Source organism: Scleromatobacter humisilvae (assembly GCF_023231945.1).
GTDB lineage: Bacteria > Pseudomonadota > Gammaproteobacteria > Burkholderiales > Burkholderiaceae_C > Scleromatobacter > Scleromatobacter humisilvae.
The window spans coordinates 1-16,421 of the sequence record NZ_JAJLJH010000003.1; the positions used below are offsets into that span (position 1 = coordinate 1).

Here is a 16,421-nt window from a genome sequence, read left to right on the forward strand (position 1 = left end):
ACGCTGAACTTCGCGTCGGTCAAGGTCGACTACGTCGAGCAGAAGAAGGACGGCAGCGCCGGCGACAAGCCGTCGATGAACTGGAACATCGCCGAGAACTCGAAGGACTGAGCTCGTGCGAGGCCGATCCGCGCGCGGGTCGGCCATCTTCGTGCGCCGCGTCTCGTTCCGGTGCGTGGCGCTCGAAGACTCGAATTCCCGAAGGCGCCGGTCATCTTGGCCGGCGTTGCTTTTTGATCCTGAGGTGAAGCGTTCATGGCGTCCATCGATCTCGCGATGCAGTTTTCCTCGGCCGACCCGTTGGCGCACTTCGACGATCTTCGCAAGATGATCCAGAAGCAGCCGCAGCGCTCTGACCTGCGCATCTTCCTGTTCCAGATCTACTGCGTGCAGGGCGAGTGGATGAAGGCCGGCACGCAGTTGGATGTGCTGATCGAGCTCGATCCATCGTCCAAGCCGATGGTCGAGACCTACCGCGAGGCGCTGCGCTGCGAGGCGCTGCGGCGCGACGTCTTCGACGGCAAGCGTTCCCCGCTGGTGCTGGGCGCGCCGCAGGACTGGCTCGCGATGATGATCGAGGCGCTGCGCGTCGACGCCGAAGGCCGGCCCGACGCCGCCGCCGAACTGCGCGCCCGCGCGCTCGAGGCCGCGCCCGCCACGTCGGGCAAGCTCGACGACGCCCCGTTCGCCTGGCTGGCCGACGCCGACTCGCGCCTCGGGCCGGTGATCGAGGCGATCATCAACGGCAAGTACTACTGGGTACCGGTCTCGCGCCTGATGCGCATCGAGATCGAGAAGCCCGCCGACCTGCGCGACTTCGTGTGGGCGCCGGCCACGCTGACGCTGGAGAACGGCGCGGCCAACGTCGCGCTGATTCCCACGCGCTACCCCGGCACCGAGCGCGAGGCCGACAACGCGCTGCGGCTGGCGCGTGCGACGGACTGGCGCGAGCAGGCCGGCGGCGCCTGGCACGGCTTCGGCCAGCGCATGCTGGCCACCGACCAGGCCGAGATCGCGCTGCTGGACGTGCGCGTGGTGACGTTGGACACCGCGCTGGTCGAGAGCGCGCCCGCGGCCGAGACGGGCACGCAGTCCGATGCCTGAAGCGCTCTCGCGCGATCGCCTCTACCCGTCGTTGCTCGATCGCCTGATCGACGACGAGCCGGGCCGCGCCACCGAGCCGCGCGAGAACCGTTCGGCCACGCTGCAGCGGCTGCGCGAGAACGTGCTGCGCGACCTCAACTGGCTGTTCAACGCCACGCAGTCCAGCATCGACTTCGACGGCGACGCGCTGCTGGGCGGCTCCGTCATCAACTTCGGCATGCCTCCGCTGGCCGGCCGGCCAGCGTCGCAGTACGACCTCGGCGAACTCGCACGCGTGCTGCGCGACGTGATCCTGCGCTTCGAGCCGCGCATCATCGCGCACACGCTCAAGGTGACCGCCGAGGGCAACAAGGGCGAGACGCACAACGTACTGGGCTTTCGGATCGAGGGCCAGCTGTGGTCGCAACCGATCCCGCTGGAGATCTACATGCGCACCGAGATCGACCTCGAGAGCGGCATGACCCAGGTCCTCGAACACAAGGCGCCCTGACATGGACCCCCGGCTCCTCGGCTACTACCGGCAGGAACTGCTGCACATCCGCGACGCGGCCGCGGAGTTCGCGCGCGAGCATCCGAAGATCGCCGGCCGCCTCGCGCTGGAGCAGACCACCTCCGGGGGCGAATGCGTCGACCCGTACGTGGAGCGGCTGCTCGAAGGCTTCGCCTTCCTCGCCGGCCGCGTGCACTACCAGCAGGACGCCGAGTACGCGCGCTTCACGCAGTACCTGCTCGAGCTGGTCTACCCGACCTACCTCGCGCCGACGCCGTCGATGCTGATCGCGCAGTTCGAGCCCGATCTCGACGACCCGGCGCTGGCCGCGGGCCCGACCGTGCCGCGCGGCAGCGCGATGAGCTCGCGGCTGCAACCCGGCGAGCGCACCGCCTGCCGCTTCACCACGGGCCAGGCCGTGCGGCTGTGGCCGCTGCGCATCTCGCAGGCGCGCTTCCAGTCGCATGTCACGGACGTGCCGCCGGCCGCGCTGTCCGGGCTGGTGTCGCCCAACGCCTGCCTGCGCATCCGCTTCCGCGTCGGTGCGTCGCTGCTGGCCAACCAGGTCGAGCTCGACGAGCTCGTGCTGCACATGGCCGGCGACGACGGCATTGCGCACCGCGTCTACGAGCAGTTCTTCGCGCGTTGCCTGGGCATCGCCGTCGTCGACCCGCTGCGCCGCAACGCGTTCGTCGGCGTGCTCGGCGCCGACGCGCTGACGCCCGGCGGCTTCGAGGACGACGAGGCGCTGCTGCCGGTGCAGGATCGGGCGCTGTCCGGCTATCGCCTGCTCAAGGAATACGCCGCGTTCCCGGCACGCTACCTGTTCGCGCGCGTCAAGGGACTGCGCGAGCTGATCGGCAAGATCGGTTCGTCGGAGTTCGAACTGCTGTTCATCACCGACCGCAGCGACGTCACGCTGGAGAAGTCGCTCGACCCGAGCAACTTCGCGCTGCATTGCACGCCGGCGATCAACCTGTTCCAGAAGCGCGCCGACCGCGTCGAGGTCAACACGCGCGACCACGAGTTCCACGTCGTCAGCGACCGCGCGCGGCCGATGGACTACGAGGTCTACTCGCTGCTGTCGGTGGCGGGCATCGACAAGTCGGGCGTCGCGCAGGTGCGCGAGTTCAAGCCGCTGTACGCGCGCTACGACGACGCCGGCGCCGACTCGTACGCGTTCTATTCGACGCGCCGCATGCAGCGCGTGCAGTCCGAGGCGTCGCGCCAGCGCGGGCCGCGCAGCGGCTACATCGGCACCGAGGTCTATGTGACGCTGGCCGACCCGCAGACCGCGCCGTGGCCGCCGTCGGTGGTGCAGCTCGCCATCGACACGCTCAGCACCAACCGCGACCTCCCGCTGACGCTGACCATCGGCAGCGCCAACGACTTCTTCCTCGAGGAGAACACGCCGGTCAAGGGCGTGCGCTGCATCCGCGGGCCGACGCGGCCCGTCACGCCGGTGGGCGAGGGCAAGGGGCCGTGGCGCGCGCTGAGCCACCTGTCGCTCAACTACCTGTCGCTGATCGACAGCGAAGGCAACGGCGGCGCGGCGTCGCTGCGCGAGCTGCTGTCGCTGTACGGCATGGACGAACTGTCGCCGCTGCACAAGCAGCTCGAAGGGCTGGTCTCGGTGCGCAGCGAGGCGGCGATCAGCCGCATCCCGGTCAAGGGGCCGATCGTGTTCGGGCGCGGCACCAAGGTCTGGCTGTCGCTGGACGAGCGCGCCTTCGAGGGCACCGGCATCCTCGTGCTGGGCGCCGTGCTCGATCGCTTCCTCGCCCGCTACGCCAGCATGAACAGCTTCACGCAGCTGGTGCTGGCCTCGCAGACGCGTGGCATGGTCAAGACGTGGCCGCCGCGCATCGGCGCGCGTTCGGTGCTCTGACATGACGGACGCCGCTGCCGAAGAGGACGATCCGGAGGGCACGCGCATCCTCACGGTCAGCGACGTCCTCAACTCGCTCGATGCGCTCAAGGGCGAGGTCGGCGGCCACGCCGCGGCAGTGGCGGAATTGCTGGCGCAGCAGGAGGCGGCGAAGGCCGCGCGTCACGAGGCGCGCCAGGAGCTGCTGCGGCGCCTGCGCGAGGAGCCGCACAAGTTCGACTTCTTCATGGCCGTGCGCCTGCTCGAGAACGCGCATCCCGGCCTGCCGCGCGTGGGCACCTCGCTGCGCCTGCGCGACGATCCGATCCGCTTCGCGCAGACGCCTTCGCTGTCGTTCGCCCCGGCGGCGCTCGCGAGCTTCACGCCCGCCGACGGCGACGCGCCGCCCACGCTGACGCAGCGCTTCTTCGGCCTGTTCGGCGCCAACGGCCCGCTGCCGCTGCACCTGACCGAGTACGCGCGCGAGCGTGCGCGGCGCATGCCCTCGGATCGCGCGCTGGTGCGCTTCCTGGACATGTTCCACCACCGCCTGCTGTCGCTGTTGTATCGCGCCTGGGCCGAGGCGCAGCCGGCGGTGAGCCTCGACCGCCCCGACAACGATCCGTTCAGCCGCTGGGTCGGCTCGCTGGCCGGCTATGGCCAGCCCACGCTGCTGGGGCGCGACGCGGTGCCGGACGGCGCGCGCCTCGCCGCGGCCGGCATCCTCGGGCGTTCGGTGCACGGCGCCGAGGGCCTCGAGCGCATCCTCAACGACTTCTTCCGCGTGCCGGTGCGCGTGCACCAGTGGCAGCCGCACTGGATGCGCCTGCCCGAGGAGGCGCACTCGCGCATCGGCCTGCGCAACGCGCCGGTCGGCCTCGGCCAGAGCGCCGTGATCGGCGCCAAGGTGTGGGACTGCCAGACGCGCTTCCGCATCGAGATCGGCCCGCTCAGCCTCGAACAGTACAAGCGCTTCCTGCCCGGCGGCGAGAGCATGCGGCGGCTGCGCGACTGGGTGCTGAACTACGTCGGCCACGAGCTCTCGTGCGAGATGCAGCTGGTGCTCGAGAAGGACGAAGTGCCACCCGTCAGGCTCGGCGCGGCCGGCGCGCTGGGCTGGACGGCCTGGCTCGGCACGCGCCGAGTCGACGAGCCCGCGAAGGACCTGGTGCTGGGTATCACCTGATGCGTTTGCCCATGCCGGGGGATTGAAAACGCCGGCGATCGACTATCCAATCGAGTCGACATCCAACTGGGCACGTCGAGGCCCGCAAGAGGAGTTTTCCGTGAGTGAAATCAGTCGTGTCGCGCTGTTCGGCAAGCTCAATCCGGTGGCCTACAAGGGCATCGAGGGAGCGACGGTCTTCTGCAAGCTCCGGGGCAACCCGTATGTCGAACTGGTGCACTGGCTGCACCAGCTGATCCAGGCGAACGACTCCGACCTGCACCGCATCTTCAAGCACTTCGCGCTCGACGCCTCGCGCCTGGCCGCGGACATCACGGCCTCGCTCGACGCGCTGCCGCGCGGCGCGACGTCCATCTCCGACTTCTCGCCGACCATCGAGAAGATGGTGCAGGAAGGCTGGCTCTACGGCACGCTGCAGTTCGGCGAGAGCGCGGTGCGCACGGGCCTGCTGATGGTCGGCGCGGTCAAGACGCAGACGCTGCGCAACGCGCTGTATGCGATCTCCGGCGAGTTCCGCAAGATCAAGCCCGACGACCTGTTCGACGACTTCGCCAAGATCGTCGCGGGCTCGCCGGAGGACACGCTCGGCGCGCGCGACGGTTCGAACGTCGGCGGTGGCGCGGCCCCGGGCGAAGCCAGCGGCGCGATCGCGCCGGCGCAGATGGGCAAGCAGGAGGCGCTCAAGAAGTTCACCGTCGACCTCACCGCGCAGGCGCGCGCCGGCAAGATGGATCCGATCGTCGGCCGCGACGACGAGATCCGCCAGGTCGTCGACATCCTGATGCGCCGCCGCCAGAACAACCCGATCCTGGTCGGCGAGGCCGGCGTCGGCAAGACGGCGGTGGTCGAGGGCTTCGCGCAGCGCATCGCGCGCGGCGACGTGCCGCCCAGCCTGAAGGAGGTCTCGCTGCTGACGCTGGACGTCGGCCTGCTGCAGGCCGGCGCGAGCATGAAGGGCGAGTTCGAGCAGCGCCTGCGCTCGGTCATCGACGAGGTGCAGGCCAGCCCCAAGCCCATCATCCTGTTCATCGACGAGACGCACACGCTGGTGGGCGCCGGCGGCGCGGCCGGCACCGGCGACGCGGCCAACCTGCTCAAGCCGGCGCTCGCGCGCGGCCAGCTGCGCACGATCGGCGCGACGACCTGGGCCGAGTACAAGAAGTACATCGAGAAGGATCCCGCGCTGACGCGCCGCTTCCAGAACATCCAGGTCGACGAGCCGAGCGAGGAGAAGGCCATCCTGATGATGCGCGGCGTCGCCAGCACGATGGAGAAGCACCACAAGGTGCAGATCCTCGACGAGGCGCTCGAGGCCGCGGTGAGGCTGTCGCACCGCTACATCCCGGCGCGCCAGCTGCCCGACAAGTCGGTGAGCCTGCTGGACACCGCGTCCGCGCGCGTGGCGATCAGCCTGCATGCGGTGCCGGCCGAGGTCGACGACTCGCAGCGCCGCATCGAGGCGCTCGAGACCGAGATCGGCATCATCGCCCGCGAGGCCGCGATCGGCATCCCGACCGCCGAGCGCGAGGAGAACGTCAACGCGTTGCTGGCCGCCGAGAAGGATCGCCTGGCCACGCTCACGACACGCTGGAACGACGAGCGGGCGCTGGTCGACCGCCTGCTGGCGCTGCGCGCGAAGCTGCGCGACGGCGGCCAGCCCGTCGAGGGCACCGGCAGCGCGCTCGAGGCGAGCGCCGAGAAGGCCGCCGAGGCCCAGGCCACGCTCACCGACGGCGAGCGCACCGACGTGATGACCGAGCTGCGCGGCGTGCAGGATGCGCTCACCAAGCTGCAGGGCGAGAGCCCGCTGATGCTGCCGACGGTCGATTTCCAGGCCGTGGCCAGCGTCGTCGGCGACTGGACGGGCATCCCGGTCGGCCGCATGGCCGCCAACGAGATCGACACCGTGCTGAAGCTGCCACAGCTGCTGGGCAAGCGCGTCATCGGCCAGGATCACGCGATGGAGATGATCGCCAAGCGCATCCAGACCTCGCGCGCCGGCCTCGACAACCCGAGCAAGCCGATCGGCGTGTTCATGCTGGCCGGCACCTCGGGCGTCGGCAAGACCGAGACCGCCATCGCGCTGGCCGAGTCGCTCTACGGCGGCGAGCAGAACCTGATCGTCATCAACATGAGCGAGTACCAGGAGGCGCACACGGTCTCGTCGCTGAAGGGTGCCCCCCCCGGGTATGTCGGCTATGGCGAGGGCGGCGTGCTGACCGAGGCCGTGCGGCGCAAGCCCTACAGCGTGGTGCTGCTCGACGAGGTCGAGAAGGCGCACCCCGACGTGCACGAGCTGTTCTTCCAGGTCTTCGACAAGGGCTGGATGGAGGACGGCGAGGGCCGCTCCATCGACTTCCGCAACACGCTGATCCTGCTGACGACCAACGCCGGCACCGACATGATCGCCAACCTCTGCAAGGATCCGGACCTGATGCCCGACCCCGAGGGCATGGCCAAGGCGATCCGCGAGCCGCTGCTGAAAATCTTCCCGCCGGCGCTGCTGGGCCGGCTCGTCACGATTCCGTACTACCCGCTGTCCGACGAGATGCTGGGCAAGATCGTCGCGCTGCAGCTGAACCGCATCAAGAAGCGCATCGAGGCGCGCTACAAGATGCCGTTCACGTACGACGAGGACGTCGTCAAGCTGGTGGTCAGCCGCTGCACGGAGAGCGAGTCCGGCGGCCGCATGATCGACGCCATCCTCACCAACACGATGCTGCCCGAGATCTCGCGCGAGTTCCTCACGCGCACGATGCAGGGCACGCCCATCGCGGGCGTGAAGGTGGGCGCGAAGGATGGCGAGTTCAGCTACGCGTTCGATTGACGTGCGCGGCTGGCTCGTCGGTCTCATGCTCTCGTCCGGCGCCGCGGCTTTCGCGGCGCCGGCCACGCTGTGCCGTGCCGACGAGACGAGCTATTTCAGCTGCACGATCGGTCCGGCACACAAGATCGCGTCGTTGTGCGGGCACGATGCGCAGCCGCGTTACCTGCAGTATCGCTTCGGACTGCCCGGGCGCGCGCCGGAACTGCAGGTGCCCGCTTTGACGAGCGATCCGGCCATGGGCGCCACGTTCTTCCACGAGGCAGGGCGACGTGCGGACGGCAAGCTTGATTCGGACAGCGTCTGGTTCCGCCACGTCGACACGATCTACAAGCTCGAATACGTCGTCACGGAGGACGAAGACATCGGTCCGGAATTCGCCGAGATCGTGCTGCTCCGTGTGCCGTCGACGGCACGTCCGCGCGGCCTGAGCTGCGACAGCGCCGCCGGCGCCAAGTCGCTCGTGAACGCCTTCGATCTCATCGACGCGATGTCCCCGCCGGGACGCTTCGCGCAAGGATCGCCATGGGACGCGCTCATCGCCGAAGAGCGTGCGGCAAGAGCCGCGAAGGCCGCCAGCGCCGCGAAGCGCTGAACCTCACATCGGCTTGAACAGGTGCACGTAGGCCCGGCTCACGGGCAGCTCGCTGTCCCAGCCCGCGACGCGCACGAACAGCCGGCTCGCCTCGTCGCGCCGCGTGCCGGCGATGTGGGCCAGGTTGACGATGGTCGAGCGGTGGATCTGCCAGAACTGCTGCGGGTCGAGCTGCGCGGCGAGCTCGGTGATGGGCGTGCGGATCAGGTATTCGGCCCTGGCGGTGCGCACGCAGGTGTACTTGTCGTCGGCATTGAAGAACATCACGTCGCCGACCGCGACCTGGTGCGTCAGCTCGCCCTGGCTCGCGCGGATCCAGCGCAACGGCGCGGCCGCCGGCGCGGGCGCGGCCTGCAGGGCGCGCAGCGCGCGGGCGAGGTGGTCGTCGTCGACGTGCGGCGCGTCGCCGCCCGCGCGCGGCGCGAACGCGCGCTGCAGCCGTTCGACCGTGCGCGCGAGACGCTCCGCGGTCACCGGCTTGAGCACGTAGTCCAGCGCCTCGGCGTCGAAGGCCGTCAGCGCGTACTCGTCGTAGGCGGTGACGAAGACGACGCGGGTCAGGCCCTCGATGCCGGCGGCCACGTCGAGGCCGGTGAGGCCGGGCATCTGGATGTCGAGGAAGGCGATGTCGGGCTGCAGCTCGGCGATCTGCGCGGCGGCCTCGAGGCCGTTGCGTGCGATGGCGACGATCTCCAGCCCGGGCCACAGCTTGGCCAGCTGGTCGCGCAGGTAGTGGGCGAGGTGGGGTTCGTCGTCGGCGATGAGGGCGCGGGTCATGTCGGGTCGGATGTCGTTGAGCTGGCGATTGTCAGGCAGCGGACGCGAGCTGCCAGGGCACGACGATGCAGGCGCGCGTGCCGGTGCCGGCGCCGAGTTCCGTCAGCGTCAGGCGCGCCGAGCCGCCGAAGCGGGCCTGCAGGCGTTCGCGCAGGTTGGCCAGCGCAATGCCGTTGCCGTCGGCGCCGCCGGCGACGCGCCGGCGCGGGCGGCGCGCTGCCGCGGCGAGGCCGGCGCCGTCGTCCTCGATGCAGACCTGCAGGCAGTCCTCGCCGTCCAGCATGACGCGCGTGGCCTTCACGCGCACGGTGCCACCGTCGACCTGCGGCTCCAGCCCGTGCTTGACCGCGTTCTCGATCAGCGGCTGCAGCACCAGCGGCATCAGCGCCGCGCGGCCCAGGGCATCGTCGGCCTCGATCTCGAAGCGCAACCGCTCGCCCATGCGCGTCTGCATCAGCTGCAGGTAGCGGCGAGCGAGGTCGAGCTCGCCGGCCAGCGTGCTGTCGTCGCGGCGCAGTCCGCCCAGCGACGCGCGCAGGTAGTCGGTCAGCGCCTCCAGCGTGTGCTTGGCGCGCGGTGCGTCGGCGTCGATCAGGCTGATGACGTTGGCCAGCGTGTTGAACAGGAAGTGCGGCTCCATCTGGCCCTGCAGCAGGCGCAGCTGGGCCTCGTTGGCGCGCATGTCGGCGCGCGCGCGGCCGACGCGCAGCGAGAAATAAAGGAGGAACATCGCGCTGATCAGCACCGACAGCAGCAGGCTGGAGGCGAGCTCGCTCGACGTCATGCGGCGCACGAAATCGAGGTTGCCCATCACCAGGGAGACGCCGGTCGGCCAGCCGACGAGGGATCCCACGATCGGGATCCCCGCAAAGTAGAGCGTGCGCTGCCAGGCGCCGAACGCCTGGATGCGCGCGTGCCCGATCGTCCTGCGGCCCAGCAGGAACATGCCCTGGATGATGAAGGCGATCGTCAGCGAGATGACGAAATTGGTGCCGAAGACCACGAGCCATTCGTGCAGGTCGAACCATCGTGCCGCGCTGTGCGCGTTGAGCGCGAAGCTCAGCACCGTGAAGCCGGTGGCGACGATGGCCGCGTAGATCATCGTCCACAGCACCTGCACCCAGGCCGGGCTGCCGCCGGGCGAGCCGATGCCGGCCCAGTGGATCCAGCTGGCGCGCAGTGTGGCGGTTCGAAGAGGGCTCGTCGGGATCATGGCGTCCCAGTGTAGGCACTTGCCCGGCCGGCACCCGCGTCCGGCGACCGATCGACGGTGCAGGCGACGAACGGCAAGGGCGCGGCGCGGGCCGGCCGGCGCAGCCCGGCCCGTAGAATCGCCGCCACCGCCCCAGCATCCGAGAAGAACCCTGCCATGCAAGTCAAAGCATCCGCCTTCAAGGCCTACGACATCCGCGGCATCGTCGACGAGGCGCTCGACGACGCCTTCGCCGAGCACCTGGGCCGCGCCTTCGGCAGCGAGGCGGTGCGCCTGGGCGAGAAGGCGGTCGCGGTGGGCCGCGACGGCCGCGTCTCGGGTCCGCGCCTGGTCGCCGCGCTCGTCAAGGGCCTGCGGTCCACCGGCCTCGACGTCGTCGACATCGGCGCCGTCACCACCCCGATGCTCTACTACGTGGCCGCCACGCGCGGCAAGCACGGCTGCCACTCGGGCATCCAGGTCACCGGCAGCCACAACCCGAAGAACTACAACGGCTTCAAGATGGTGCTGGCCGGCCGCGCGATCTACGGCGAGGACATCCAGAAGCTGCGCGAGCGCATGCAGAACGAGGACTACGTGATGGGCGAGGGCCGCGTCGCGACGATGGACATCCTCGCCGAGTACACGCACCGCATCACGAGCGACTGCAAGCTGTCGCGGCCCATGAAGATCGTCGTCGACTCGGGCAACGGCATCCCGGGCGCGTCGGCGCCGGGCATCCTGCGCGCGCTCGGCTGCGAGGTGATCGACCTCTACAGCCGCGTCGACGGCGACTTCCCCAACCACCATCCCGATCCGTCCAAGCCGGAGAACCTGGTCGACCTGATCCGGACAGTGCACGCCACCGAGGCCGAGCTGGGCCTGGCCTTCGACGGCGACGGCGACCGCCTGGGCGTCGTCACGCGCGGCGGCAACATCATCTATCCGGATCGCCAGCTGATGCTGTTCGCGCGCGACATCCTGACCCGCGTGAAGGGCGCGCCCATCATCTACGACGTCAAGTGCTCGCAGCGCCTGCCGATCGCGATCCGCGACGCCGGCGGCGAGCCGCTGATGTGGAAGACGGGGCACTCGCTGGTCAAGGCCAAGCTGAAGGAGACCGGCGCGCCGATCGCCGGGGAGATGAGCGGCCACATCTTCTTTTCCGAGCGCTGGTACGGCTTCGACGACGCCACCTACACGGCCGCGCGCCTGCTGGAGATCCTGTCGCGCAGCGCCGACCCGAGCGCGGTGCTCGACGAGCTGCCCACCAGCTTCTCGACGCCCGAGCTGAACGTCGCTTGTGCCGAAGGCGAGCCGCCGCGGATCATCGAGCGCCTGCTGGCCGAGGCGAAGTTCCCGGGCGCGGAGATCCTGACCATCGACGGCCTGCGCGCCGAGTACGACGACGGCTTCGGCCTGATCCGCGCGTCCAACACGACGCCGGTGCTGGTGCTGCGCTTCGAAGGCCACACGCAGGCCGCGCTGGATCGCATCCAGCACGACTTCATGGCGGCGCTGAAGAAGGTCAAGCCCGACGCGCATGTCGGCGCTGCCGCGCACTGAGCCTGAATGCCGGTGGCGATGACCTTCAAGCAGCGCCTCGCGCTTCGCGCGTACACGTTCGCGCTGCGCCTGCTGCTGCCGGCCATCCTGCTGCGCTACTGGCTGCGCGGCCGCAAGGAGCCGGGCTATCGCTTCGCGATGCGCGAGCGCCTGGGCTACGGCGTCGACATCCCCGCCGGGTCGATCTGGGTGCATGCGGTGTCGCTCGGCGAGACGCGCGCCGCCACCGCGCTGATCGACGCGCTGCGGCTGCGCCGGCCCGAGATGCGGCTGCTGCTCACGCACGGCACCGCCACCGGCCGCGAGGCGGGCCAGGCCTTGATGCGCAACGGCGATCGCCAGTCCTGGCTGCCGCTGGACACGCCCGGCGCCGTGCGCCGCTTCCTGCAGCGCACGCGTCCGGCCATCGGCGTGCTGATGGAGACCGAGATCTGGCCGAACCTGCTGCACGGCGCCGAGGATCGCGGCGTGCCGATGGTGCTTGCCAACGCGCGGCTGTCCGAGCGCAGCGCGCGCCGCGGCGAGCGCTTCGCCGCGCTGATGCGTCCGGCCGCGGCGGTCGTCACCGACGTGCTGGCGCAGACCGAGGACGACGCCGAGCGCCTGCGCGAGGGCGGGGCGAAGCGCGTCGCGTTGTCGGGCAACCTCAAGTTCGACGTGCGGCCGTCGCCCGCGCTGCTCGCGCGCGGCAAGACGTGGCACGCGGCGATCGGCCGGCCGGTGGTGCTGGCCGCGATCACGCGCGAGGGCGAGGAGGCCGAGCTGATGCGCGAGTGGGGCCGCGTGCAGGGGCGCAATCCGTTCCTGATCGTCGTGCCACGGCATCCGCAGCGCTTCGACGAGGTGGAGGCGCTGCTGGTGCAGCACGGCCTGCGCGTGGCGCGCCGCAGCGCGTGGGGAGAGATGCCGTCGGCCGAGCAGCTGAACGTCGATGCCTGGCTCGGCGACTCGCTCGGCGAGATGCCGCAGTATTACGCGGCGTCCGACGTCGCGCTGCTGGGCGGCAGCTTCATGGCGCTCGGCGGCCACAACCTGATCGAGGCCGCGGCCTGCGGCTGCCCCATCGTGATGGGCCCGTCCACGTTCAACTTCGCCGAGGCCGCCAGGCAGGCCGCGCTCGCGGGCGCCGCGTGGCAGGAGCCCGACATGCAGCACGCGCTGCGCCGCGCGCTGCAGGTGGTGGGCTCGGAGTTGCAGCACATCGCGAGCTCGCGCGCGCTCGCGTTCGCGGCCACGCACAAGGGCGCGGCGGAGCGGATGGCGGACCGGATCGTGCGGCTGCTGTAGCGTCGACGGGTGTTAGGGATTGGTGCGCACGGTCGCGCCTCCAGAATCCCCACACCACCGGCCTGCCAGGAGCCTGCGATGCCCATCCGTTCCACCGCCCTGGCGCTCGCCGCCGCCGTGCTCGCGACGTCGACGACCCCGCGCGCCGCCGAGTTGTCGGGCGATTGCAAACCCGTCTTTGCGGCGCTGGAGAAGTCGATCCAGGCCAACCACACGACCACCACCAACCGGGGGACGGACGTCCTGCATGGCGTGACCGTGGATGGCGCGGTCTACATCCAGGTGCGCGGCGCCTGGCGCAAGAGCGAGATCTCGGCCAGGGACAACATCGCCATGTCGCGCGAGAACCTGAAGGATGCCAGCGAGTTCAGCTGCAAGGCGCTGCCCGACTCCGTCGTCGACGGCACGCCCGCGGCCAACTACGCCACGCACACCGTCAACGACGACGTCGTCATCGACACGCGCATCGCCATCGCCAAGGGCACCGGGCTCGCGCTCAGCGTCGTGACCCGCCTCCCCGGGGGGGGCGGCGGCGACGTCGTCACGCGCTACGCCTACGGCAACGTCAAGGCGCCGATCTAGCCATGCCCCGCCACATCGTGTTCACCGACAAGGCCGCCAAGCCGCCCGCCGCCTACAGCCAGGCCGTCAGGGCCGCGGGCCTCGTCTTCGTCTCGGGCACCGCGCCGCACGATCCCGCCACGGGCAAGATCGTCGGCACGACGGTGCAGGAGCAGACGCGCCAGTGCCTGACCAACATCTCGGCCATCCTCGAGGCCGCCGGCAGCTCGATGGACAGGATCGTCAGCGTCACCATCGTGCTCGCCGACGAGGACGACTTCGCCGGCATGAACGAGGAGTACTTGCGCTGGTTCCCGTCCGACCCGCCGGCGCGCCAGGGCGCGAAGCTGCCGGCGCGGATCCCTGGGCTGAAGGTGTCGATCGCGGCGATCGCCGAGGCCTGAGCGCATGTCCGACGACGCGACCGTGCGGCCCGGCCGGATCATCCTGCTGAACGGCGCATCGAGCTCGGGCAAGTCCAGCCTCGCGCTGGCGCTGCAGCGCCAGCTCGACGAGCCGTTCTGGCACTGGTCGATCGACCACCTGCTGGCCGCGCGCGTGCTGCCGCACGAGCGCATGGCCTCCGGCGACTTCGAGTGGGCCCGCATGCGGCCGGCGTTCTTCGACGGCTTCCACCGCAGCATCCCGGCGCTGGCGGCCGCGGGCAACGACCTGATCGTCGAGCACATCGTCGAGACCTCCGGGTGGATGCAGCGGCTGGTCAAGCTGCTGGCGCCGTTCGATGTCTTCCATGTCGGCGTGCGGTGTCCGGTGGACGAACTGGAGCGGCGCGAACGCGAGCGCGGCGACCGCCGCCTTGGCTCCGCGCGCGAGGACGACGCGACCACGCACGCGTTCGGCGCCTACGACTACGAGGTGCGGACGACGGCGCCCGCCGACGCGCTCGCGGCCGACGTGCTGCGCGCCTGGCGCGCGCGATCGCATCCCGGCTCGTTCGCGCGCATGGCCGCGCGCGCGTGACGCGCGGCGTCAGGGCGCGACGAGCGCGCCGTCGATGTGGTGGCGCTTCAACGCGTCGGCCACGAAGCCCGAGGCCTTCATCTCCGCGACGAAGCCGCTGAGCCAGGCCTGCGCCCGCGTCCGGCCCTTGGGAACGCCCATCGCCTGCTCGATGGCCATGAAGCGCCCCGGCAGCAGCCGCACGCCGCCGACGCGGCGCGCGTCGGCCTCCAGCTGCTGGCGCACCCCGGCGGCGACGTCGAGGTGCTGCGCCAGGAACAGGTCGGTGACGGCCGGCGAGGTCGGCGCGCGCACGAGGGTCGCGGCCTTCAGCTCGCGCGCCAGGAACAGGTCGTAGGCGCTGCCGCGGCCGACCGCCACGCGCGTGCCGGGGCGGTCCACCTCGTCGTTGCGCTGCAGCGGCGAATCGTCGCGCACGAGGTACGCGCCTTCGATGATCACGTAGGGCGGCGTGTAGTCGGTGTCGGCGCCGCGCACCGGGTCGATCGCGACGAAGGCGAGATCCACCTGCCTGGCCTTGACCGCCTCGACCACCGCGCCGGCCGATTCGAAGGGCCGCAGCTCGAGCCTCACGCCGAGCCGTCGCGCGGCCTCGCGCGCGAGATCGACCGACACGCCCTGCGGCGCGCCGTCCGCATCGCGGCTGGCCAGGATCGGATTGCCGAGGTTGATGGCCGCGCGCAGCGTGCCGGTGGACGCCAGCTCGGCGATCGCGCCGTCGCGCGCATCGGGCGCGGAGGCGGCGCAGCCCGCCAGCGCCAGCGCGCCGCCCAGCATCAGCAGTCTGCGGCGCGAAGCGGGCAGGGCGGTCGGCGGGCGCATGCGTGTTCCTGGTCGGACTCGATCGGGCTGCGATTGTGCGCGACGCCCGGGCGCGCGACGCCGCCAGGGACAAGCCCGCCGCGCCGTAAGATCGCGCTTCCGTCGCCGCCATGGAGCCGTCAATGAGCCGCTTGAGCTGGATCGCCGCCGCGGGCGCGCTGTGCGCCCTGTTCGTCCAACCCGTCCTCGCACAGACCGTCAAGGTGACGCCGCTGGGCGGCATCGACGGCGAGTTCTGCGCGCAGGATCGCGCGCTGGTCTTCGAGGATCCGAACGGCACCCGCGTGCTCTACGACCCGGGGCACACGGTGGCCGGCGGCGCCGACCCGCGGCTCGGCAAGATCGACGTGATCCTGGTCAGCCACATGCACAACGACCACCTCGGCGAGGCCCACATCAAGGCCGCCGGCGCGGGCACGTGCGCGAAGCCGGACATCTCGGTGCCGACGCCGCAGTCCAACGTCGTCGACATCGCGCTTGCCAAGAAATCGAAGATCGTGACGGGCAGCGAGATGCCGCCGTTCTTCGCCGCGCGCCTGAAGGCCGGCGGCGGCGACCCGGCCGACTCGATGCTCGCGCGCTTCGGCGGCAGCGTGACCGTGGGCGGCGTGAAGATCGCGACGGTCGCGGCGCTGCACAGCAACGGCGTCGACCCGCTGTTCATCGACGGCGACCTCGGCAAGCAGATGAAGGCCGCGGGCCTCACCGGCGACGTCGGGCCGGCGACGGGCTACGTGCTGCGCTTCAGCAACGGGCTGGTGGCGTACCTGTCCGGCGACACCGGCATCCTCGCCGACCAGCAGCTTGTCATCCGCGACTACTACCACGCCAGCCTCGTCGTGATGAACATGGGCGATGGCTTCACCACCGGCCCGGCCGAGGCGGCCTATGTCGTCAACGACCTCGTCAAGCCGGCATCGGTGATTCCTTCGCATGCGAACGAAATCGGCACCGTCGACGGCAAGGTTCGCGCGGGCAGCAAGACGGAGGCGTTCGTCAAGGCCGTGAAGGTGCCGGCGCATGTGCCGTTGTCGGGGCACACAATGGAGTTCGACGGCGCGGGCAGGTGCGTGAAGGGTTGCTGAGCGCCCCGTCCGGCGCGGACAGCAAGACGGGCGCCGTCCTGCCGGAGGGCGCCCGCTTCGGGGAGCGAACGGCCGCGCGACGCG

The 16,421-nt window shown here is 70.6% G+C and carries 15 protein-coding genes; 12 read left to right on the forward strand and 3 right to left on the reverse strand.

Translation table 11 applies throughout. The features are described from left to right. Window positions 1-255 precede the first annotated feature (255 nt). The 6 genes from LPC04_RS13025 to LPC04_RS13050 all read left to right on the forward strand — a co-directional run bounded on the left by LPC04_RS13025 (window position 256) and on the right by LPC04_RS13050 (window position 8,066). On the forward strand, window positions 256-1,104 hold the full coding sequence (locus LPC04_RS13025) for a type VI secretion system accessory protein TagJ (RefSeq protein WP_275682676.1): 849 nt from the start codon (window positions 256-258) through the stop codon (window positions 1,102-1,104). Then, window positions 1,097-1,594 (forward strand): type VI secretion system baseplate subunit TssE, encoded by a 498-nt coding sequence (gene tssE, locus LPC04_RS13030; RefSeq protein WP_275682677.1) that lies wholly within the window; start codon window positions 1,097-1,099, stop codon window positions 1,592-1,594. Before LPC04_RS13025 ends, tssE begins: the two co-directional genes overlap by 8 nt. Window position 1,595: 1 nt before the next feature. Continuing rightward, window positions 1,596-3,482 carry a type VI secretion system baseplate subunit TssF gene (gene tssF, locus LPC04_RS13035; protein WP_275682678.1) on the forward strand — a complete coding sequence of 629 codons (1,887 nt, stop codon included), beginning with the start codon at window positions 1,596-1,598 and terminating at the stop codon, window positions 3,480-3,482. A 1-nt stretch (window position 3,483) separates the two neighbouring features. Then, window positions 3,484-4,647, forward strand: coding sequence for a type VI secretion system baseplate subunit TssG (gene tssG / locus LPC04_RS13040; protein WP_275682679.1), 1,164 nt, complete (start codon window positions 3,484-3,486; stop codon window positions 4,645-4,647). Between the two features lie 100 nt (window positions 4,648-4,747). After that, on the forward strand, window positions 4,748-7,474 hold the full coding sequence (gene tssH / locus LPC04_RS13045) for a type VI secretion system ATPase TssH (RefSeq protein ID WP_275682680.1): 2,727 nt from the start codon (window positions 4,748-4,750) through the stop codon (window positions 7,472-7,474). 1 nt (window position 7,475) lies between these two features. Further along, the gene (locus LPC04_RS13050; protein ID WP_275682681.1) at window positions 7,476-8,066 is read left to right on the forward strand and encodes a hypothetical protein; all 591 of its coding nucleotides are present in this window, start codon (window positions 7,476-7,478) and stop codon (window positions 8,064-8,066) included. A 3-nt stretch (window positions 8,067-8,069) separates the two neighbouring features. On the opposite strand, the gene LPC04_RS13055 is transcribed toward LPC04_RS13050, so the two are convergent. Continuing rightward, window positions 8,070-8,843, reverse strand: a complete 774-nt coding sequence (locus LPC04_RS13055) for a LytR/AlgR family response regulator transcription factor (protein ID WP_275682682.1) — start codon at window positions 8,841-8,843, stop codon at window positions 8,070-8,072. Between the two features lie 31 nt (window positions 8,844-8,874). Next, on the reverse strand, window positions 8,875-10,056 hold the full coding sequence (locus LPC04_RS13060; RefSeq protein ID WP_275682683.1) for a sensor histidine kinase: 1,182 nt from the start codon (window positions 10,054-10,056) through the stop codon (window positions 8,875-8,877). Between the two features lie 156 nt (window positions 10,057-10,212). Here LPC04_RS13060 and LPC04_RS13065 point away from each other — a divergent pair, with 156 nt between their 5' ends. The 5 genes from LPC04_RS13065 (at window position 10,213) to LPC04_RS13085 (ending at window position 14,430) form a co-directional block, all read left to right on the forward strand. Further along, window positions 10,213-11,601, forward strand: a complete 1,389-nt coding sequence (locus LPC04_RS13065; protein WP_275682684.1) for a phosphomannomutase/phosphoglucomutase — start codon at window positions 10,213-10,215, stop codon at window positions 11,599-11,601. A gap of 18 nt (window positions 11,602-11,619) precedes the next feature. Continuing rightward, a complete protein-coding gene (locus LPC04_RS13070; RefSeq protein WP_275682685.1) occupies window positions 11,620-12,888 on the forward strand; it encodes a 3-deoxy-D-manno-octulosonic acid transferase in 1,269 nt (422 codons plus the stop codon). A gap of 78 nt (window positions 12,889-12,966) precedes the next feature. Continuing rightward, on the forward strand, window positions 12,967-13,470 hold the full coding sequence (locus LPC04_RS13075) for a hypothetical protein (RefSeq protein WP_275682686.1): 504 nt from the start codon (window positions 12,967-12,969) through the stop codon (window positions 13,468-13,470). A 2-nt stretch (window positions 13,471-13,472) separates the two neighbouring features. Further along, window positions 13,473-13,853, forward strand: a complete 381-nt coding sequence (locus LPC04_RS13080) for a RidA family protein (protein ID WP_275682687.1) — start codon at window positions 13,473-13,475, stop codon at window positions 13,851-13,853. 4 nt (window positions 13,854-13,857) lie between these two features. Beyond that, window positions 13,858-14,430, forward strand: coding sequence for a chloramphenicol phosphotransferase CPT family protein (locus LPC04_RS13085; RefSeq protein ID WP_275682688.1), 573 nt, complete (start codon window positions 13,858-13,860; stop codon window positions 14,428-14,430). Between the two features lie 9 nt (window positions 14,431-14,439). Here the strand turns inward: LPC04_RS13085 and LPC04_RS13090 are convergent, their stop codons facing one another. Then, on the reverse strand, window positions 14,440-15,252 hold the full coding sequence (locus LPC04_RS13090) for an ABC transporter substrate-binding protein (protein ID WP_275682689.1): 813 nt from the start codon (window positions 15,250-15,252) through the stop codon (window positions 14,440-14,442). A gap of 122 nt (window positions 15,253-15,374) precedes the next feature. Here LPC04_RS13090 and LPC04_RS13095 point away from each other — a divergent pair, with 122 nt between their 5' ends. Then, window positions 15,375-16,337, forward strand: a complete 963-nt coding sequence (locus LPC04_RS13095) for an MBL fold metallo-hydrolase (protein ID WP_275682690.1) — start codon at window positions 15,375-15,377, stop codon at window positions 16,335-16,337. Window positions 16,338-16,421 lie beyond the last annotated feature (84 nt).

Bases quoted from the DNA above. Each gene is read 5' to 3' on its own strand.
- LPC04_RS13025 (WP_275682676.1), top strand. From the start codon at position 256: ATGGCGTCCATCGATCTCGCGATGCAGTTTTCCTCGGCCGACCCGTTG.
- tssE (WP_275682677.1), top strand. From the start codon at position 1,097: ATGCCTGAAGCGCTCTCGCGCGATCGCCTCTACCCGTCGTTGCTCGAT.
- tssF (WP_275682678.1), top strand. From the start codon at position 1,596: ATGGACCCCCGGCTCCTCGGCTACTACCGGCAGGAACTGCTGCACATC.
- tssG (WP_275682679.1), top strand. From the start codon at position 3,484: ATGACGGACGCCGCTGCCGAAGAGGACGATCCGGAGGGCACGCGCATC.
- LPC04_RS13055 (WP_275682682.1), bottom strand. From the start codon at position 8,843: ATGACCCGCGCCCTCATCGCCGACGACGAACCCCACCTCGCCCACTAC.
- LPC04_RS13060 (WP_275682683.1), bottom strand. From the start codon at position 10,056: ATGATCCCGACGAGCCCTCTTCGAACCGCCACACTGCGCGCCAGCTGG.
- LPC04_RS13065 (WP_275682684.1), top strand. From the start codon at position 10,213: ATGCAAGTCAAAGCATCCGCCTTCAAGGCCTACGACATCCGCGGCATC.
- LPC04_RS13070 (WP_275682685.1), top strand. From the start codon at position 11,620: ATGACCTTCAAGCAGCGCCTCGCGCTTCGCGCGTACACGTTCGCGCTG.
- LPC04_RS13075 (WP_275682686.1), top strand. From the start codon at position 12,967: ATGCCCATCCGTTCCACCGCCCTGGCGCTCGCCGCCGCCGTGCTCGCG.
- LPC04_RS13080 (WP_275682687.1), top strand. From the start codon at position 13,473: ATGCCCCGCCACATCGTGTTCACCGACAAGGCCGCCAAGCCGCCCGCC.
- LPC04_RS13085 (WP_275682688.1), top strand. From the start codon at position 13,858: ATGTCCGACGACGCGACCGTGCGGCCCGGCCGGATCATCCTGCTGAAC.
- LPC04_RS13090 (WP_275682689.1), bottom strand. From the start codon at position 15,252: ATGCGCCCGCCGACCGCCCTGCCCGCTTCGCGCCGCAGACTGCTGATG.
- LPC04_RS13095 (WP_275682690.1), top strand. From the start codon at position 15,375: ATGAGCCGCTTGAGCTGGATCGCCGCCGCGGGCGCGCTGTGCGCCCTG.